This is a genomic window from Zunongwangia sp. SCSIO 43204 (assembly GCF_019904275.1).
GTDB lineage: Bacteria > Bacteroidota > Bacteroidia > Flavobacteriales > Flavobacteriaceae > Zunongwangia > Zunongwangia mangrovi.
This window is the reverse complement of record NZ_CP063204.1, coordinates 695,742-715,972: the sequence shown is the minus strand read 5'-3', so window position 1 is coordinate 715,972 and position 20,231 is coordinate 695,742. Positions and strand designations below refer to the sequence as shown.

Below are 20,231 nucleotides of genomic sequence, written 5' to 3'. Positions count from 1 at the left end.
TGTTTCTATTTAGTTTTTAAAATCTTTTTGGGAGTAACCAAGACCTTGGGCTATGGCCATACCAAGTTTGCGATCTGCTTTGTATAAATGAATAATCACCTGTTTTTTAACAGGATCACTCGTAACTTGTGATAGATCTGCAATAAGGTTTTTTATTAAGTTTTGTTGATTTTCTTTATCCAGTGAATTAAAATAAGCACCTGCTTGACCAAAGTAATTTTTCTTAGATATTTCAGACTGAGCAATCACTTCATTGGTCAGTACTTTTTTAGAAGCTCTATACAATGTATCTTCCTGCACTGAAACATAACTACTAGGTTGATAATTTACATCTGCATTTGGGAAATATTGATTTCGTGTACTTAAATAACTGTCGCTGTTATAATTGTACACTTTGTTTTTGGGTTGGTTTACAGGAATTTGTTGAAAGTTGGGACCTAATCGATGACGTTGTGTATCAAAATAAGAGAATAGGCGTCCTTGAAGCAGTTTATCTTCCGAAGCTTCTACTCCTGGGATTAGGGATCCTGGTGAGAATGCTAATGATTCTATTTCCTGAAAGTAATTAGTAGGATTTCTATCTAAGGTCATGGTTCCTACTTTTATTCTTGGAATAAGATCGGTTGGCCAATCTTTGGTAGCATCCAAGGGCCAGAAGTCAAATGAAGTCATATCTTCAGGTTCGATTATCTGAACATATAAATCCCATTTTGGATATTTTTTTTCTTCTATATCTTTACGTAAAGAAACCGTAGCATGTTGCCAGTCTTTTGCCTGCTGGGCAGCTGCTTCTTCCATGGTAAAGTTTTTTTCTCCCTGCTGTGAAACCCATGTATATTTCACATAGGTAACGGCTCCTTCTGCATTAATCCATTTAAAACCATGCACGCTACTTCCATTCATATATTGATATCCTTGCGGAATTCCATAGTCAGACCAAAGCCGAACTACCATGTGTGTAGTTTCTGGAGTATTTGCTATAAAATCCCAGTACCTATTAGGATCTTGTTTGTTAGTTACCGGAGAAGGTTTTAATGAATGGATAACATCAGGAAATTTAATAGCATCCCAAATAAAGAAAACCGGAAGATTGTTTCCTACAATATCATAGTTTCCTTGTTCTGTGTACATTTTTACCGCAAAGCCTCTTGGATCTCTCAAAGTTTCTGGTGAACCTTTTCCATGAATCACAGTAGAAAAACGAACCGCTAATGGAGTTTTTTTGCCAACGGTCTGAAAAGGTGCTGCAATGGTGTAATTCGACATATCGGCTGTTGTTTCAAAGTATCCAAAAGCTCCTGCGCCTCTGGGATGTACCACACGTTCTGGAATACGTTCTCTATCAAAAGCGGACAATTTTTCTATTAAGTGGATATCCTCTAGTAAGACAGGGCCATACTCTCCGGCTGTTTTAGAATTTTGATTATCACCCACAGGTGCTCCTGTATTGGTGGTCATAGTTTGTGAATGCAATACTAGAGAAACTAGTAATGTAAGACTCAAAAAGATTTTTTTCATGGTTTGATTTATTTTCTAATGCAAAACTCTTTATTACCTCTATATTTATCAAATTGATATATTTGTAATATGCATTTAAAAAATAAATATTTATGACATTGCAACAATTACAATATGTGGTAGCCTTAGATACCCATCGACATTTTGTAAAGGCAGCAGAGAGTTGTTTTTTAGCACAACCTACATTAACATTGCAAGTAAAAAAACTAGAAGATGAAGTACATCTTACTATTTTTAATCGAAGTGTAAAACCTTTAGAGCCAACGATACAGGGGGCAAAGTTTATTGTAAGAGCTCGGCAGATATTAAGAGAAGTGGAAGGTTTAAAAGAAATGGTAAATCAAGATAGGCAATTTGTTGAAGGTAATTTTAAGTTAGGGGTCATTCCCACATTGGCACCGTATTTACTACCTTTATTTTTAAAGTTATTTCAAGAAAAACTCCCTAAAGTAACCTTGGAAGTTTTAGAGCTGCAAAGCGATATGATATTGGAACAATTACGCATTGGTCAATTAGATATAGGTCTCTTAGTTACGCCTACAGACATTCCTCAATTGAGGGAAATTAAATTGTTTCAAGAACCATTTTGGGTATTTGCAGTGGAAGAACATCCCTTATTATCACAAAAATCTATCGATGCTGTACAACTTCCAAAAGAAGGTCTATGGCTTTTACAGCAGGGGCACTGCTTTAGAGATCAAATATTAAATGTTTGCCAAACCAAAGCACAAGAGACCACACAACCCGTTCAATTTAAAACAGGATCAATAGAAACATTGAAACGTATGATACAAAATTATAAAGGATACACTCTGGTTCCTGAATTGGCAATTGATAAAAATGATCAACCATGGGTGAGACCATTCGAGAATCCACAACCTGCCAGGCAGATAGGAATGGTAGTTCATGGGAGTTTTACCAAAGAAGTTTTGCTTAAAGAATTAAGGGATAGTATTATACATTCAATACCAAATCACTTTACTAAATCCCATGAATATTTTACTGTAAAATGGCGCTAAACTTTACACTGATAAAACTTCCAATTAGGTATATTTTATGTACGTGATACTTTTCACAAAGACTTTTCGATTTTCAATATTTATTTCAAATAATTACATGTTAAAATTTAATTAAACATTCCCCATTTTATATTCTGAAAACCCTGTATTTAAGCTAATTCTATTTTAAACAGTATTGTAAAGTTCCGCTTCAAATTCTTCAAACTATTTTAGGCTAATATTACCAGTCAAACTATCCTTAATCTAATCCACAAAGGGAATAAAGCTGTAGATATAATAGTTGTCCTGTCCCAAAATTTATGTAAAGTTTTAGTTGGATTTGTAAAGGCGATATAATAAAAATACTAAAAATTGTTACAATTAAGTCAAGTGTCAAATGCAATTCTAGTGCAGAAAATATTTTCTACTTTTGTAATATGAGATTTTTGGCGGTCATATTTTCTGTATATCTTCTTAGCTTGAGCTTTATGCCATGCGAAGATAATGTGACGTTCCAAAAGGAAACAACAGAATTCCATCAGGTTGATGGTACTCATGCTTCTGGTACAGCAGCGGATGATTGCAGTCCCTTCTGCCAGTGCCATTGCTGTCACTTACACATAGTGGTCTTCGATACCAATGAAATCGATTTGATCAGTCTTGATATTTCAACTATGATCTCCACATTCAGATATGAAATGGGAGATGATATTCCTCAGTTTTTATTCCAGCCGCCCCGGGTTTAATTCAGTTCATAAGACACCTATGTCCTGACGTGAACATACTGAAGGATTTCAATTAATTTTTACTGAATTAAACATACAATTCATGATTAACAAAATCATTGATTTTTCATTCAATAATAAATTTATTATTGGTCTATTTATCGTTGTACTATTTGGCACTGGAATTTGGAGTATGATCAAAGTGCCGGTTGATGCTCAACCCGATATAACTAATAATCAGGTGCAGGTAATGACCCAGGCGCCAAACCTGGGAACGGAAGACATAGAGCAATTCGTGACCTATCCGGTTGAGATTGCCATGAGTAACCTCCCTGGAGTTAATGAGATTCGTTCGGTCTCCCGATTTGGCCTTTCGGTAGTCACTATCGTTTTTGAAGATGATATGGGGACATATCTTCCTCGGCAACTGGTGGGCGAAAAATTAGATCAGGTGAAGAATGAGATCCCTGATGGTTTTGGTCAGCCTGCTATGGGACCAATTTCAACCGGATTGGGAGAGATCTATCAATATACCCTTGAGGTCGATAAAGATTTTAAGGATCAATATACACCTACCGAACTACGGAGTATTCAAGATTGGATCGTTCGGCGACAGATGGCCATGGTGCCGGGAGTGGTCGAGGTTAACGGAGTTGGAGGCCATATAAAACAATATGAGGTCGCCATAGATCCCGATGAATTGCGTGCGATAGGCCTAGATGTTTCCGATGTTTTCGCTGCCCTGAATACGAATAATCAAAATACCGGAGGGGCTTATATTGCAAAAAATCACCAGGCAAACTTCATTCGTGGTGAAGGGCTTGCCAGAAATATTGAAGATCTCGAAAATATAGTCGTAGCCAATACTAATGGCATTCCGATTACGGTAGATGATATAGCCGAGGTCCGTATTGGAAGTGCGGTAAGATATGGAGCACTCACAAAAAATGGAGAAGGAGAAGTAGTTGGAGGAATGGTTATGATGCTTAAAGGTGCTAACTCCAATGAAGTGATCGAAAATGTGAAAAACAGGATCGATCAAATTCAAAAATCACTGCCCGAAGGAATAAGGATTAAACCATTTCTAGATAGAAGCGAACTGATCGAGGATACTACTTCCACGATAAAAGGGAACCTCCTGGAAGGAGGACTTATCGTAATCTTTGTTCTTGTTTTATTTCTAGGGAACTGGCGAGGCGGACTTATAGTGGCTTCGACCATTCCTTTATCCTTACTTTTTGCCTTTGTTATGATGCATATCTTTGGTGTTTGGGCTAACCTGATGAGTCTTGGTGCTATTGACTTTGGTATTATCGTGGATGGAGCCGTGATCATCGTCGAAAGCACTGTTTTTATCCTTCATCAAAAAATGCTGAACGACAAAAAAATAGATCAGGCTGAGAAAGATCGGATAGCAAGCTCTTCAGCAAAGAAAATGATGAATTCGGCATTTTTCGGGCAGCTCATCATTTTGATTGTTTTTTTGCCCATTTTAGCACTGGAAGGAGTGGAAGGCAAAATGTTTAAACCCATGGCACTAACTTTTATTTTTGCCATGCTCGGAGCGATGATACTATGTCTGACCTATGTTCCTATGATCTCATCATTGTTTCTAAGAAAAGCCAAAAAACATAAAAATTCCTGGGGAGATCATGTAGTGTTCTGGCTGCAAAAAAAGTATGAACCTCTTCTAAAAAAGTCTCTTGAAAAAGGAAAACTTGTTTTATGTTTGGCCATACTTTTACTCGGAATTGCCGCTTTTATGTTTTCTCGAATGGGTGGAGAATTCATTCCGCAGCTGGATGAAGGGGATATAGCCTTTCACGTGATCCTCCAACCGGGAAGTTCTCTGGAAGAAGGTATTCAGACCTCTACCAAAATAGAATCCTTGCTGCTTAAAAAATTTCCTGAGATCGAACAGGTTGTGACTCGTTTCGGAGTATCTGATGTTCCGACGGACCCCATGCCCATGGATATTGGTGACAGTTTTATTATTCTGAAAGAAAGGTCTGATTGGATTTCCGCAACAACCAAAGATGAACTTATTGCTAAAATTAAAGAAGAGATTAGCATATTTCCAGGGGTGAGTTATGAATTCACCCAACCGGTGGAAATGAGGTTTAATGAACTGCTTACCGGTGTAAGGGAGGATATTGCTGTAAAGTTGTATGGGGATGATCTCGATATGCTGGCTTCAAAAGCTCAGGAAATGGGTAAGCTTATTGGAAATATTGAAGGAGTTGCAGATATGAAGGTTGAGGCAACAGCAGGTCTCCCGCAGATCACCGTAAATTATAATCGAAGTAAGATCGCACAGTATGGCCTTCAAATCGAAGCATTGAATTCGCTTATTCAATCTTCTTTTGCAGGAGGAAAGGCCGGGGTGATTTTTGAAGGGGAACGGCGTTATGACCTGGTGGTCCGTTTACAACCCGAACAACGTACTAGTATAGAAAATATCCAGAATCTGTATGTAACACTTTCTTCCGGGGCCCAGGTTCCGCTAAAGGAAGTAGCGAATATTAGCTACCAGTCCGGTCCCATGCAGATAAGTCGTGATAATACCAACAGGCGTACTTACGTGGGAGTGAATATCAGAAATCGGGATGTGAAATCGGTGGTCGAGGATATTCAGGATAAACTGGATGCAGAGCTGAACCTTCCAGCAGGATATTATATCAGGTATGGTGGTGCTTTTGAAAATTTCCAAAGAGCCAGGAAAAGGCTTCAGATTGTAGTACCTATTGCGTTATTGCTAATTTTTATACTCATTTATTTCGCGCTGAAATCATTTAAACAATCCAGTATGATTTATATGGCCATTCCACTGGCCGCCATTGGCGGGGTTTACTCGTTGTGGCTTCGGGATATGCCCTTTAGTATTTCAGCAGGAGTTGGTTTTATTGTTCTCTTTGGCGTGGCTGTACTAAACGGACTGGTGCTTATAAGTGGATTCAATGAACTAAAGGAAGAAGGAGTGACTAATATTAATGAACGAATAGCCCAGGGAACTAAACGAAGAATTCGCCCTATTCTGTTAACCGCATTAACTGATGTACTTGGATTCCTGCCCATGGCGATCTCAAGTTCAGCAGGTGCTGAAGTACAAAGGCCGTTGGCCACGGTTGTCATTGGTGGCCTGGTGACTTCTACTTTTCTAACCTTATTCATGTTACCTATTCTATACCGATGGTCAGAAATCAAAAAAACAAAAGGTTTGATAAATAAGAATATATTGACAGGATTGACGGTTTTTGCTGGTGTTGTTTTATCGATTAATACTGTAGAAGCTCAGGAAAACCTTGAGAAGGCTCAAATTATTGATAAGGATGAAGCCGTGGAGATCGCTTTGGAAAATTATCCGTTGCTTAAAAATGAAAAGCGAAAGCTTGAACAGGCAGAAGCTATGAAGGGAGCTGCCTGGGACTTGGGACGGACGACTATATTCACCGGGGGCGAGGAACTGAATAATGACCGAGGTATTTATACACTGGTTGGTTTTCAGCAACAGCAAATAGACCTGCTGGGAATTCCCTCAAAAAATAAATTTTACAGGAAACGAATAGAATTGGCCTCCAATTCCTATGATCTTTCAGCGCTTGATGTGAGTAGAGAAGTTAAAAAGTCTTGGAGTAAGGCTGTTTCTGCTAAAAGGAAATTAAAATTGTATATGAAACTGGATTCCCTGTATAACCAACTGGATAAGGCAGTTTCTCTACGATATGAAACTGAAGCGATTTCAAAACTCGAACTTTTGGCAGCGAAGAATCGTATTCAGGAAATCGCTATTATGAGGGATCAGGCCTTATATGACAATGAAATAGCTGTTCAGCAACTGAATCTTTGGCTTGGAAATGGAAACTATACGGTTCCCGAAACTATCGAATTAGGCTTGGTTCCTGATAAAAATTTCCTGCATGAATTGAGAAAACATCCGCTTCTGGATGTTTCAGAGAGCAAAATGGAGGTTTCAGATGCAAAACTAAGGGCTGAAAGAGCAGATTTTTTACCAAGTTTTAATATTCAGTATGGTATTCAGGAGGTGAACGGAAACGATGGCTTTTACAGTTACCAGGCGGGAATCTCTATTCCGGTTTTTTCTGGAAGAGAACATGCCGAGGCTAAATCTGCAAAAATTGAAAGAGCGATAGCGGAGGAAGAGTTTCAATTCAGAAAGGATCAGCTAAAATCCGAGTACAGGATGGCTATTAACCAATATAAAAAATGGAAGTCTTCCTGGAATTTTTACCGGAACCAAGTAGTTCCGCTTCTGGAAGAACAGCGTCGGGGTACGCTCCTCGCTTTTAATGAAGGAGCTATTGATTATGTGGAGATGATACAGAATCTAGATAGTGCGGTTCAGTCTGAACTCAAGGCTGTTGAATCGTATAATAAATACCAGTACGCACTGGCAGAAATCGAATATTACCTAAATAATAAATAAGAGAATGAAACATATACATATCATAATAGCAACAATTGCCCTTATATTCATAAGTTGCGGGAAAAATCAGGAAGATAAAGATTCTGATAAAAAACCAGTGCAGAACACGGAGAAAAAAAACCAACCGGCGCCGAAAGAGGTTATGCTTACTGCCGCTCAGTTCGAGGCAATTGACATGGAGATTGATACGCTTAAGAAAAGAGTTATGACAGGATTTGTGGAAGCGAACGGGCACCTGGAAGTTCCACCTCAAAGCGAAGCCACGGTAACGCCGGTGATAGGAGGAAATGTAACCGCTATTAATGTGATCGAAGGTGATGAGATAAGTAAAGGAAGTGTGCTGGCTTACCTGAGCCATCCCGACATTATTAAAGTGCAATCGGATTATATCAATACGGCCAATCGAGTGAAGTTTCTTGAAAAGGATTTTAGCCGTCAGAAAAAATTGTATGAAGAAGGTGTAGGTTCAGGCGAGACCTTTCAAAAAGCACAATCAGAATTCGAAAGTGCAAAAGGACATCTTAAAGGAATGGAAGCACAGCTAAGACAGTTGCACATTAACCTTACTTCGATAATGAAGGGGGATATTCAACAACAGATTCCCGTTTTAAGCCCCATAAAAGGAGCTGTTCAAAAAGTGAATATTAAGACGGGCCAGTTCGTTGAAGCAAAATCGAATATGTTTGAAATTATTAATACTCATCATGTGCATGCAGACCTGATGGTATTTGAAAAGGATGTTGCCAAGGTTAAAAAAGGACAGAAGGTATATTTCAACATTGCCTCGCAGGCTGGTAAAGAATGGAAAGCTAATATACTTTCTATAGGAAAAAATTTCGAGCAGGATCCCAAGGCCTTACATGTACATGCAGAGATAAAGGATCGCACGGAAAACCTGGTTCCCGGTATGTATGTTCGTGGAAGGATAGCTGTGGACAATCTGAGCACTTTAGCTTTTCCTGAAGCTGCTATTGCCAAAAAAGCAGATAAATTCTTTGTTTTTACTGCCGAAGAAGAAGGGAAGGCCTGGAGCTTTAAACCGGTGGAGGTAATTATTGGAGCAAAAGATAATGATTGGACAGAGGTAAAGTTCCTGAATGAAACAGCAGCCGATTCCAAATTTGCTTTTAATAATGCTTATTATTTAATAGCCGAAATGAATAAAGGAGAAGGTGGTGGACATCATCATTAAAAATGATATGGAAAAATTAGTAAATAAAAAAACCTGACTATACGCTTATCTTAAGTGGGATTACTACAGTCTTTAATACTCTCGAAAGCTTATTTCGACCTTTTTTGGAGCGAGTGATGAAACATTTGACCTTTTTGGATTTATGATTCATTTGTCAAGACCTCATAATCAAGGGGTCCCTGGTTCGAGCCCAGGTGGGACCACTTATAAACAAAGGCTTCACGAGGTTTTACCTGTGAAGCCTTTTTGCATTTGCACATAATTTGCACATACAGTTTCTTTAACTTTATTTTAACGTTAAAACACTTCAATTGATATCAAAAGTAATTTCTGTATATCGTTAGATTTCCTAAGCCTTATCGATTCCTTTTAAAGGATGCTACAAAGGATCTACTCCTGTAATTTTATCTTGCTCAATAAATTAGCAAATTATTTAAGAATTTAAATTACCCTTTATCACATCCTGCAACCTACTTGATAGCCCGAAAATAGTGGTTTTTAGACATAAATATTATTCTTTAGTCACATCCTGATCACATAATTAGGAAGCCCAATAAGGAACATACATCCTTGATGTGTCATATTCTGCTATAACTCCAGCTCCAATAGCTTCTCTGATTAATCGAGATATTATTGAATAATTCTTTTTATCAATATCAAACCTTTCCCGTAAACTTTGATTCGTCATATATTCCCCTGATACATATTTAAGACAACAGTGCTGATAACAGGCTCTTACTTTATCTGGTTTAGACATTTGCCTTAATGATTTTGGAGAATACATTACGACTCTGGTATAATTGTCTCCCGCAATAAATTCTGGAGCTGGTAATTGGTATACTTCAATCTGGGCAATAACTTTATCGACCCCACTCCTTCTTTCCTCACAAATATTCATTCTTCGCATTAGGCTAGCTAACAATTCATTTCTGCTCTCAGGGCTATGATCTATAAATCGGTTTACGTCAATTAAAGGTTTACCAGGATTACTGATTTCAATTCGATTGTCAAAAATTTCAACCATAACACTCGTTCCTCTTACGGTGAAATCTCGATGGATTAAAGCATTCGCAAGTAGTTCTCTAATTGCAAGTTCTGGATAGATATTAACTTGTTTTCTGAATACACGGCCAATTTCTTCATTTGAAGGAAGCTTATCATTTACGTAATTAACCAATTTTTCAAAAGCAACAGCGTAGCCTAATTTACCTTCCTGCTCTTTTATTGTTTTCAATTTGTTATTTCCGTCGTAGAGTATTACCCGCGGAACCTTTCGTGCCAGATGTTCAAATTCGTTTAAGTCATTGGCAAAAAGAATAGCTCCTAAGTTGGTAATATGATATTTATCAAGTCTCTTAAAAATCAGTTTTTCCTCTTCTAATTTTAAAAGTATTTGTTCCTTATTTGGGGGTAGAGGAATTTTTAAGAGTTTAAAAACTGACAGATAATCTATTAACTCTAAAACCTTATCAGCAGAGATATTACGTTTTGCAAACTCCTTTTTTTTAACCACGCATTATCATTCTTATAACTTTCACATCATCATTTGCTACTTTTAAAAGTTTCCTCAAAATCCTTTGAATTAAAAAAGCGTGCAAGTTCTTTTTTCTGTAAAAGTTTATGCAAAATGATAAAATCAGCACCTATATGCTCGGATAGAGTAACGGTTTCTTCTTATAAGAGTTAATTAGCATTAAAAATTCAACAAGGTTTATTGCCCCTTTCTAGATTTAACTTAAAATAGTACCATAAAAATTAAAATCGCATTAAGCAATATCGATAGTCCAAAAACAATTAATGCCCAAATCGGGTAGGCCTTGGCCTCTTCAAGTTTTCCACCAAGTTCTTCCATTTCTATTGCGTATTGAGAAAGATCCTTTTTCATTTTCTCCTGATGCTCTAAGAGCAGCTTTTCAAGAGCTTCACTATCGAGACCAATCTTTTCTTGTTGAATTCTCTCCAGCCGTTGTACCGTCTTTTCAAACTGGCTGATTTCTGAAACCAGCAGTTCACTAAGTTGTTCTAATTTTGCCATAATACGAATTTTTAGAATCCCATCCCGGCATCCATACCTTTAGAGATTATTTTTTTGATCACCTGTTTTGCTATTGCCTTAGCCATCCCGGTAGAAAGCTCTACCGTTTTGCCGGCAAGTTTGATCTGGGTATTTTCCTTTAGAAAGCTAGACATACTCTTTTCTGACGCCAGCGTTTTCCCAATATTCCCACCGGTCATAGAGCGTTGCACTTCGCTACCTTTAAGATTATACTTGTCAAACTCAAACCGAAAGCCCTGCAGCTTATTCGCTTTATTGATCGAGGGAATCACCTTCACGCCATTCGTTTCCATTCCCTTTATATAATCCTGAAACGTTCGTGGTTTAAACTGCTGCATCGTCAAATCGTGCCGTCTTTTGATTTCCGAACGAATTGCAGAAAGATTATGCTGCTTTTCCCATTGTACCTGTTTCACGGTAGTCAGCTGCATTTTCTCAGCTACTTTTTCCGCAGCGAGTTGGCTTCTCTTTCCAATGAAGCTATCATTGTAGGCTACCGCTTTGAAATCAATACGGTTCACATAGAGATGAATGTGTTTATGCGCTTTATCTCGGTGAACAAAGGCAATGGCTTGCCGGTCTTTCAAGTTCATCTGTTTCATAAACTGCTCACAGATCCTGGCGAGTTCCTTCTTCTCCAAATACTTCCCATCATCTATAGTTGGACTTAATACAAAAGCGAGTGTATTCTTTTCACAGTTCTCATTTAGTTCCTGGGTAAGTCTAAATTCAGCTGTTACTTCCTTAGGTGTGTCCCCGGTAATATTTTGCGAATAGACAACTTCGGCATCTTTCTCCTGGTTGCAGCCATAGGCCATCGAAGCCTGGGTATGCGATATCGCTTTTCCTTTCCCGATCATCTTCTCAATTTTTCAAGATGAGCTTTGATCAAATTGGCCAGTCCATAAACTTCCCTGGTCAGTTTAGGATTTTTCTTCCGGTACATATTCCCGATAGATTTAAAGTTATTATGAAATTTATGGAGGGTTTTATAGATCTCGATATGATCATCAGAAAGCCGCTCCTTGATCTCTTTTTCATACACAGCCTTTCTGCAAAACTCACTTAAAGTAAGTCCGCTTTGTTTCGCTTTGATCCTGAGCATCTTCTTTTCGTATATAGAACATCTGAATTTTATCCATTCACTTTTCCCCTTAAACCTCTCTTTTTTTTCATTGCGACCACCGGGAGCAATCAAGATTGTGCCCACAGGCACACATCTTGCATTCCCTTCCAAAGTCGGTACAGATAGTTTAAGCTCCTTCTTTTCCAACTCAGCTTTTTGATCTATTCTACTATACATTCTATCGTGTTGTTTCTTGGTATTAGCTAAAGCTTCTTCCCATCTTATTTTACTTTTACCTCCTTGCTCCTTATTTTTTCCGCGCTTTTTCATCTTTTAATTTTTCATTGAGATCTACATAATCTTTATAAGAATCACTGTGATCGGTGATATGGTCATATTGGTTTAAAAGCGAAGCTGTTGCTTTTTCACCAGCGGGATCATTATCCAGGAAGAGTAAAACCCGCTTATATTTTGGAATCAAAGTTTCAATCCTCTTTATAAAAGCCAGGGAATTTAAAATGATACCATCTGAGTTTTGTACTAAATCTTCATCGATGGTCGCCAGGGAAAGAAAATCAAACATCCCTTCTGTGATAAGTAGCTGCCTCGAATTGTTCTGGATAAAGGAAAAAGTTTTAGGACTACTGGAGGTTTTAAAGTATTTATTTCTAAGTTCCCAGCCTCCCAGTTTATTTTTAAGTCCCAGGGCATAAAACTGTTTCTCCTTCCATTGATACGAAACTTCGTTACAAAAATGCCTGGCTAATGCTACATTGATCTTTCGAAATTTCAAATAGTAGAGTAGGGCTGGATGATCTAATGGTTTCACGGCTGTAATCTGAATTTTCCTTTTTTTAGGCTTGTGGTTATTTGGTGAGCTGTAAGTTGGTATGATAGATTCTTGATCTAAAAACTGCAATGCTTCTTTAACCTCACAATTTTCGATAAGGCATATTAGATCAATTACATTACCTCCTTGTCCTATTCCAAAGTCATACCACCTGTTGAGTTCTTTAGAAACCTTAAAAGAGGCCTGCGTTTCTGACCGAAGGGGACTCAGAAACCAGGCTTCTTTTTCCGTTGTTCTGCTGGGAAAGTGCCCCAACTTTGCGAGGCTTTTGACGATGCAAAGCTTGCGGGCTTTTTCACAGCTTAATCTTCCTGTTTTCATCAGCATTTATTTAGTGTGATTTAGTTCTGTTTATAGGTCTGTGTTTTTAAGCCTATTTTCTGTCATCATATTTTTTGATGACAATTTGATGACAATTTGATGACAGCCTAAACCCTTGCTACCACTGAGCTAATAGTATTCTGTCATCAATCATCAAAAAATAGAAGTATTAAAAACCTTTTTCTTTCAAAAGCAGCTTTGATTTTGATGAAACGATGACAGCAGTCCGAACCCCCAGCAAACACTAGCGCTCGCCTGTCATCATTTACTCATCAATTCATCTTTTTCGCTGAAACTTGCTTTTGGCTATGTTGATTGCTCTGGAAAATTTTCGACCAGGAACATTTTATTTACAGTAAAATAGCGTCCCTTGGCACCTGTAAGGTTAGTGCTACCATCTCCCCAAATAATAAACTTTTGGTATTTATTCGAATTAGGCTGGCTCGAAAGTTTCCAGTCCTTTTTCAGGATTTTCCGGATTTGGGTAAGATCGGTGCGGAGCCTGGTTTTACTGATCGCATTTAAAATATCCATCGGACAAAAGTCAATTGTTTCCAGGTCGTGGTTTTCCATCACCATCATTAGAATATTGGCCAGTTCTTTTTCGATCCGGTTTTTATTATGCTGCACCAGTTTGCGCAAGGCCGGGGTTTCAATTTGTGCGGGGCTAAACCACATCCTGGTTTGATGAGTAGAATGAAGTTCTCGATGTTTAAGATAGTAAAGGAATGCCGGAATTTCTTCAGTAAGTTTTTCTAAATAGGAGGTCTGTTCTTTTTTAATACCGGGAACTTTTAGCACCCAGAACCGGGTTTCGTGATGGTCTATCTTGATGAAATTCTCTTCGTTGTTACTGCATAGTACGAACTTTCCGAAAAATTCTACTTCCCGTTTATCTTTCCCTTTAGCTTCCAGCTTATTAATATTGGTGGTACTCAAATATTTGATCCGTTCGGTGAGCTCCTCCTTGTTGAATAAGACTTCATCGATACAAATTAGCAGTTTATTCGCCCAATCAGAATTAAACTGGCTGGTAAAATTATCATTGGTAAGATAGGTAAGGTTGTTTTCGAATATTTTCTTCAACCATTTCAAAAAAGTACTTTTTCCGGTAGAGCGATCCCTGGAGACCAGGCAAAGAATAGGTAGGATCTGGGTCGGCTTTATAAATAAAAGTTGCAGGTAATCCAGGCCGAGTTCGTAATGATCTCCAAAGATATGCCGGACAAATTCCAATGATATCGGACATTCTCCATCAAGTAGCTTATGGCTAAGTGGGGCATAGGTGTTGTAGAAATTGAAGTGTGAATATTTAAAATTGATATGATCAGGGATACAGGTAAAGCCATCGAATTTTGGAATCCCGGCTAGATAAGTTTTACCGTGGTCCTGCCTAATGGTTTCAATATTCCAGGAAACAAGGGATTCATTAACCTGGCCGGAAATACTAGGTGTTTTTACCAATTTGTAATATTGAGTCCCCACTCTAATATAAGAGCCTTCCCGCTTCATTTCCTGTTTTTTAAAAAATTATTTATATCAGCGATAAATCGATACTTAAAATTAATTAAAACTGACAATAATTGAATAAAAAATATAAAAAATTTATTTTGATTGCGAATAGTGCAATTTGATATAAGTTAATTTTAAACCTAACGGTAAGAGCTATCATTTGTGGTCAAATGACAGATCTCATAGAAATTTCTTAAACTGTTAATTTCTATGAAAAAAATTGAAATTTGGAGAATTTCTGCAGATTTTGAGAAGAAGACAAGATATTTATTCCAATATTGGTAATACGATTTCACTACATTTTACTAACGGTTTTATAAAATCTTTTCATTTCCAATTTAAAGCATCCATCATTTTAGATTTTAATAGAAGAAAACTCGAGTAATAAAATTATGCCTTGAAATGATAAATAAGTGTTTGTAATTCGAACCCGTTGAACATACCAAGGTTGTATGATATATGGAATTGTATTGCAGACCGTCCATAACATTATCAGGTTTTGTTTCAATATTTCTTTTCTGTTTGATAAAAATTATCAATTCTTAAATTATTTGATTAGAAATTGATAAAATAATATTAACTAAAGCATATTAAGTGCTCTAATTTTGGCTTTGATTTTAGAAATAATAAGATAAAAAGTGAAATTATGAGTAAATTCAAGGGTCTTCTTGGGTTATTATTGATATTGTGTACACAGATTGTAATGGCTCAAACTAAAACTATTACTGGTACGGTCACCGATAATAATGGTATGCCATTGCCAAGTGTATCAATTTTGATTCAAGGAACCACTACGGGGGTAACTACAGATTTTGATGGCAACTATAGTATTGATAATGTCAATTCTAATGATAAATTGGTTTTTTCTTATGTTGGAATGCAGGAAAAAGTAGTTGAAGTAAATGAGCAAACTACCATTAATGTTGTTCTTGAAAATGATGCCAATGGCTTGGAAGAAGTTGTATTAGTAGCTTACGGGAGTTCCACCCAAAGAGATTTAACAGGAGCTGTGGGTTCCGTATCAAGTGAAGATATTGAAAAGTTTCCTGCTACCTCTGTTAGTCAGGCACTTCAAGGTAAAGCTGCAGGTGTTCAAATAACTCAAAATTCAGGAGGGCCAGGAGCTGGGCTCTCGGTAAATATTAGAGGTGTAGGTTCTTTTGGAAATAACGATCCATTATATGTTGTGGATGGGTTCCCTACCCAGGATATTTCATTCTTAAATCCTAATGATATAAAGTCCATGTCGATATTAAAGGATGCTTCGGCTGCCGCAATATATGGAGTTAGGGCAAATGCCGGGGTTGTTATTATTGAAACCAAAAAAGGTCTTAGGGATAGAGTTACGGTTAGTATCGATTCCTGGGCCGGGTTTCAGCTGGAGCCGGAGCAAATTGATATGTTAGACGTTAATCAATTTACCGATTTTGCACTCGAAATTGCCGAAAATCAAGATAAGCAAGTTTTGGATGAATGGAGAAATCCGGGAGACTTGCGTAATATTAATTGGCAGGATTATGCTTTTGATACAGGTTTTAGGCAAGGTCATAATATTAGTATTCGGGGTGGAGGTGAAAAAGCTAGAGCTGCTCTGAGTGTCGGAATGGTGGATGAAGAAGGCGTTATTTTAACCTCCTCTTATAAACGCTACAATATTGGGTTAAATGCTGATTATGATATTCTGGATAATTTAACCGCCAGAGCAGATATGAAATATGCTTATTCTGAGAGTTATCAGAATTTATCTCAGGGTTATTATGGATTTACAAAGCTGTTTACAAACGTTCCGTATCTTGATGACCGAACAGGTACTAACCAACCTTATGACGGGAATGGTAATTATGGCGCTTTTCCTGATACTGGTTTACTTTCAACCACAAATAATGTTTTGGCTAGTGCCTTGCAAAACGACAATGATAATGGTACCAATAATCTTTTAGGTAATCTTGCTTTGAAATATACCTTCCTTGATGGATTCAAGGCCACGGGTAAATTTGGTTTTCAAACTCAGAATTATGCTGGATGGTCTTTCCTCCCAAAATATAATCGTGGTAATTCTAATGCTGATAATAATCCTTCAGCAACCTATACTATAAACCAAAGCACCTTTAATGAATATCTCGCTGAAGGTTTATTAGAATACAAAAAGACATTTGAAGACCATAGAGTGGAAGTCTTGCTTGGAGTTTCTGCACAAAAGAATAAGTTTAAGAATGTATATGTAGAATCAAGAGGGTTTTTAAGTGATGATATTCGAGATCTTGCTGCTGCCGAAGAAGTAACTAATAGATCTGGTACTTGGGGAACGGCTACTTTTGCAAGTACCTTCGGCAGAGTCAACTATACTTTTAAAGACAGATACACCCTTACGGCAACCTTGCGTAGGGATGGGGTAGGAAATAAATTTTCAGAAAATAATTTATATGGAACATTTCCCTCTTTAGCGGCTGGATGGAATATAGATGAAGAAGCATTTATGGAGAATTCCACTTTTGACTTATTAAAATTAAGAGGAAGTTGGGGTGAAACAGGAAATAGCCAAGGGATTGAGCCTTTCCAGTTCTTTACTTCTTATACCGGAGGTCCCACCAATGATAATAATGGATATGTTTTTGGTGGACAACCCGTTTCCGGTTTGGCTCCTGCCTCTTTGGGAAATCCTAATTTAGGTTGGGAATCTCAGGTTCAAACGAATGTAGGTATCGATGCTGAATTGTTTAATAGACAGCTTTATTTTACTGTGGATTATTTTCATAAGTCTGCAGAGGACTTTTTGCTAAGGGAAACAACGCCACCGCAAACAGGATTTACTTCAAGAACTGTAAACGCCGGAAATGTTGAAAATAGAGGTCTTGAATTACTCGTAGGATATCGCAAGAATCAAGGAGATTTTCAATTTGATCTATCCGCGAATTTCACAAAAATTGAAAATGAAATTACAGCACTAACAAGAAACCAAGATTTTCTGATTTTTGATACCAACTTTGTTCCAAATTTTGTGGACAATTGGTTAGGTTTCACCCGCTCTTATGTCGGTGGTAATGTAGGTACTTTTTATGGATATAGGGCAAACGGAATTTTTCAAACACAGGCAGAAATTGATGAATTAAACGCTGAAGCACCAGATGGTACTTATCAAGAATCCACCGGGGCAAATCCTATCGCTCCCGGAGATAGGCGTTTTGTAGATTTAAATAATGATGGAGAAATAACGGCGGCAGACCGTGAAGTTATCGGGAGCCCCTTTCCAGATTTTTATGGAGGTGTAAATTTCAATGGCTCTTATAAAAATTTCGAACTTGGAATAGCCCTTTATGGTTCTTATGGAAATGACATTTTAAACTTTACCAGAGTGGAGCAAGAAACTGCCGGAGGTTATGGTATAAACAGTGCTTACACCAACGTAAGTCAGGAGTATTATGAAAATAGGTGGACCCCGGAAAACCCATCTAATACTTACGCTAGAGCGGTGGTAGAGGATGTGAACCAGAATAACCGGGTTTCTGATCATTTTGTCGAAGATGGTTCTTTTTTAAGACTAAGAAACATCCAACTCGCTTATAATCTATCGCCTGATGTCATAGAAAACATAGGTCTCACAAATGCTAAGGTATACGTTAGTGGGCAGAATTTACTCACGTTAACCGGCTATAGCGGAATGGATCCTGAAATAGGTAGTGTGACTGATATTGATGGTAACGGAGGGGTTCAATCGAGAGGAGTAGATTTTGGCGCATATCCATCTCCTCAGACTTTCACAGTAGGTGTTAATTTACAATTCTAAAATTAAAAGTATGAATTTAAAAAAGCTAAAAATAACCAGTATTTGTCTTTTTCTAACAATGTTAGGTTGTTCTGATGATTATTTAATTGATCAGCAATATGACGGAGTTACTGATGAAATAGTATTTAATGATCCCGAAACCGCATCGGCGGTCGTCACAAGTGTTTATGATACCTTTCAAGGTGGGCCGGTAGAATATTTAACAAAGGCGGTATTTTATCCGGCTAATTTCTTAACTCAGGATTTTAAGAATATAGGCTCTGATGCATTTTTCCAAACCTTTCAAATTCCTGTAACCTTTGTGCCATTTAATAATATGTGGACTCAGAATTATATTGGTATTGGTAGAGCAAATAATGCTATTTACAATATAAATTTAATGGTTGAGGAAGGAGATATTGATGCTGAATATGGTAATAGATTAATTTCAGAATCAAGAGCTTTAAGAGGTGTGCTATATTCTATTATGGCGTCTAATTTTGGAGGTGTACCAATTGTAACTCAAACAGCTGAACGGATTGAGGACCCTGAAGCTCCCAGAAATACACAGGAGGAAGTTTTTCGTCAGGTGATTGAGGATATGGAGATGGCAGCAGAATATTTACCCTGGGAATATCCCGAATCGGAAACGGGGAGGATTACTAAGGGAGCGGCTTATGCCTATATGGGTAGTGCATATATGTGGCTTGGAGAATATCAGAATGCAATTGAAGCTTTTGAAATGTTAGAAGGACATTATACGCTTGAGGATGACTTTCTTGCTATTCACGCAAATGATAATCAAAATAATAATGAATCAATTTTTGAAGTTCAGCTATATGACGAATCTGGTGATCTAGGTTGGGGACGTGACGATAATAAAACGTTTATTCAATCTTTTACGATGCCTAATGAAATTGGAAATGGTGGGGGTTACGCGGTTCCAACTGAAGCTTTATACAATTCCTTTGAAGATGGGGATGAAAGAAGGTCTGCTACTCTCATTGGACCTGGGGAGGAACATCCAGATCCTATTATAGACATTGCTATGTATGAAAATGTACAGCAAAATTTTGGAGGTATCAATACCTTAGGTACAGAAGAAGATCCGTGGACGGGTATTGACGGCCTTCCGGGGAGAGAAGGGTATTATGCAGTCAAATTATGGAGAAACCCTATTGTAGACGGTTGGTCAGGACCTAATATTTTTGGAGGTCAAAACTTAATATTTTTGAGATACGGGGAAGTGCTTTTAAGCCTTGCTGAGTCTTACCACAAAATAGGCAACGATTCAAAATCTATGGAATATTTAATGAGAGTTCGAAACCGAGCTGGATTGGAACAACCACCCCAAGGTGAACTTATGAATTCAATACTTGAAGAGTATAGGCACGAATTAGCCGGCGAATTTTCACTTTGGTGGGTTCTAAGACGCTCTGGTGACCATATTGAGTATATTCAAGATCGTTTTGATATTGCCATTCCAGAGGGAAAAGATTTAATGCCCATTCCGCAACAACAAATTGACATAAATCCAAATTTAACTCAAAACCCAGGATATTAATTAAACCATTAAGTTAAATTCAGGGTAAAGGCTCCAGATTGAACTGGAGCCTTTTTTATGCATATGATCATAAGGGGACGTTATTCGTAGGTACTAATCTTAAATACCTTTTAGAGGAATAATTAGAACCAAATAGTCACGGGTTCCATTCAAGGTTGATCCAAGAAGGACCTGATGTTAAGAATAGAAAATGAATAAATGCATTACAGTTCAATCTTATTC

Annotated in this window: 13 protein-coding genes; 6 read left to right on the top strand and 7 right to left on the bottom strand. The window is 37.6% G+C overall.

All coding sequences use genetic code 11. The features are described from left to right. Positions 1–9 precede the first annotated feature (9 nt). Complete coding sequence (locus tag INR75_RS03180; RefSeq protein WP_223090739.1) at positions 10–1,518, bottom strand: catalase; 1,509 nt, start codon at positions 1,516–1,518, stop codon at positions 10–12. A 92-nt stretch (positions 1,519–1,610) separates the two neighbouring features. Between INR75_RS03180 and INR75_RS03175 the strand changes: the two genes are divergently transcribed. From INR75_RS03175 to INR75_RS03165, 4 genes are all read left to right on the top strand, one after another. Then, the gene (locus INR75_RS03175) at positions 1,611–2,537 is read left to right on the top strand and encodes a hydrogen peroxide-inducible genes activator (RefSeq protein ID WP_223090738.1); all 927 of its coding nucleotides are present in this window, start codon (positions 1,611–1,613) and stop codon (positions 2,535–2,537) included. Positions 2,538–2,953: 416 nt separating this feature from the next. Beyond that, positions 2,954–3,262: a DUF6660 family protein gene (locus tag INR75_RS20585; protein ID WP_370629880.1), complete on the top strand. Its 309-nt coding sequence runs from the start codon at positions 2,954–2,956 to the stop codon at positions 3,260–3,262. A gap of 82 nt (positions 3,263–3,344) precedes the next feature. Continuing rightward, a complete protein-coding gene (locus INR75_RS03170) occupies positions 3,345–7,685 on the top strand; it encodes a CusA/CzcA family heavy metal efflux RND transporter (RefSeq protein ID WP_223090737.1) in 4,341 nt (1,446 codons plus the stop codon). Between the two features lie 4 nt (positions 7,686–7,689). Then, entirely contained in the window at positions 7,690–8,877 is a 1,188-nt protein-coding gene (locus INR75_RS03165; protein ID WP_223090736.1) for an efflux RND transporter periplasmic adaptor subunit, read from the top strand. 541 nt (positions 8,878–9,418) lie between these two features. Here INR75_RS03165 and INR75_RS03160 read toward each other — a convergent pair. The 6 genes from INR75_RS03160 to INR75_RS03135 form a co-directional block, all read right to left on the bottom strand. Continuing rightward, positions 9,419–10,390 (bottom strand): ATP-binding protein, encoded by a 972-nt coding sequence (locus tag INR75_RS03160; protein ID WP_223090735.1) that lies wholly within the window; start codon positions 10,388–10,390, stop codon positions 9,419–9,421. A gap of 222 nt (positions 10,391–10,612) precedes the next feature. Then, positions 10,613–10,912 (bottom strand): DUF6730 family protein, encoded by a 300-nt coding sequence (locus INR75_RS03155; RefSeq protein WP_223090734.1) that lies wholly within the window; start codon positions 10,910–10,912, stop codon positions 10,613–10,615. Between the two features lie 11 nt (positions 10,913–10,923). Beyond that, on the bottom strand, positions 10,924–11,793 hold the full coding sequence (locus tag INR75_RS03150; protein ID WP_223090733.1) for a relaxase/mobilization nuclease domain-containing protein: 870 nt from the start codon (positions 11,791–11,793) through the stop codon (positions 10,924–10,926). After that, positions 11,790–12,329, bottom strand: coding sequence for a mobilization protein MbpA (gene mbpA / locus INR75_RS20370; protein ID WP_255584623.1), 540 nt, complete (start codon positions 12,327–12,329; stop codon positions 11,790–11,792). Before mbpA ends, INR75_RS03150 begins: the two co-directional genes overlap by 4 nt. Next, positions 12,307–13,170 carry a toprim domain-containing protein gene (locus tag INR75_RS03140; protein WP_223090732.1) on the bottom strand — a complete coding sequence of 288 codons (864 nt, stop codon included), beginning with the start codon at positions 13,168–13,170 and terminating at the stop codon, positions 12,307–12,309. The genes mbpA and INR75_RS03140 overlap by 23 nt, the downstream gene beginning before the upstream one ends. Positions 13,171–13,476: 306 nt before the next feature. Then, positions 13,477–14,682: a primase-helicase family protein gene (locus tag INR75_RS03135; protein ID WP_223090731.1), complete on the bottom strand. Its 1,206-nt coding sequence runs from the start codon at positions 14,680–14,682 to the stop codon at positions 13,477–13,479. A gap of 646 nt (positions 14,683–15,328) precedes the next feature. Here INR75_RS03135 and INR75_RS03130 point away from each other — a divergent pair. Together INR75_RS03130 and INR75_RS03125 are read left to right on the top strand one after the other, a co-directional pair. Further along, a complete protein-coding gene (locus INR75_RS03130) occupies positions 15,329–18,466 on the top strand; it encodes a TonB-dependent receptor (protein WP_223090730.1) in 3,138 nt (1,045 codons plus the stop codon). 10 nt (positions 18,467–18,476) lie between these two features. Continuing rightward, positions 18,477–20,009, top strand: a complete 1,533-nt coding sequence (locus INR75_RS03125; RefSeq protein WP_223090729.1) for a RagB/SusD family nutrient uptake outer membrane protein — start codon at positions 18,477–18,479, stop codon at positions 20,007–20,009. The last annotated feature ends 222 nt before the right edge of the window (positions 20,010–20,231 follow it).

Excerpts from the sequence above, each read along its gene's own strand:
- INR75_RS03170 (WP_223090737.1), top strand. The coding sequence starts at position 3,345 with ATGATTAACAAAATCATTGATTTTTCATTCAATAATAAATTTATTATT.
- INR75_RS03165 (WP_223090736.1), top strand. The coding sequence starts at position 7,690 with ATGAAACATATACATATCATAATAGCAACAATTGCCCTTATATTCATA.
- INR75_RS20585 (WP_370629880.1), top strand. The coding sequence starts at position 2,954 with ATGAGATTTTTGGCGGTCATATTTTCTGTATATCTTCTTAGCTTGAGC.
- INR75_RS03155 (WP_223090734.1), bottom strand. The coding sequence starts at position 10,912 with ATGGCAAAATTAGAACAACTTAGTGAACTGCTGGTTTCAGAAATCAGC.
- INR75_RS03135 (WP_223090731.1), bottom strand. The coding sequence starts at position 14,682 with ATGAAGCGGGAAGGCTCTTATATTAGAGTGGGGACTCAATATTACAAA.
- INR75_RS03125 (WP_223090729.1), top strand. The coding sequence starts at position 18,477 with ATGAATTTAAAAAAGCTAAAAATAACCAGTATTTGTCTTTTTCTAACA.
- INR75_RS03180 (WP_223090739.1), bottom strand. The coding sequence starts at position 1,518 with ATGAAAAAAATCTTTTTGAGTCTTACATTACTAGTTTCTCTAGTATTG.
- INR75_RS03130 (WP_223090730.1), top strand. The coding sequence starts at position 15,329 with ATGAGTAAATTCAAGGGTCTTCTTGGGTTATTATTGATATTGTGTACA.
- mbpA (WP_255584623.1), bottom strand. The coding sequence starts at position 12,329 with ATGAAAAAGCGCGGAAAAAATAAGGAGCAAGGAGGTAAAAGTAAAATA.
- INR75_RS03140 (WP_223090732.1), bottom strand. The coding sequence starts at position 13,170 with ATGAAAACAGGAAGATTAAGCTGTGAAAAAGCCCGCAAGCTTTGCATC.
- INR75_RS03175 (WP_223090738.1), top strand. The coding sequence starts at position 1,611 with ATGACATTGCAACAATTACAATATGTGGTAGCCTTAGATACCCATCGA.
- INR75_RS03150 (WP_223090733.1), bottom strand. The coding sequence starts at position 11,793 with ATGATCGGGAAAGGAAAAGCGATATCGCATACCCAGGCTTCGATGGCC.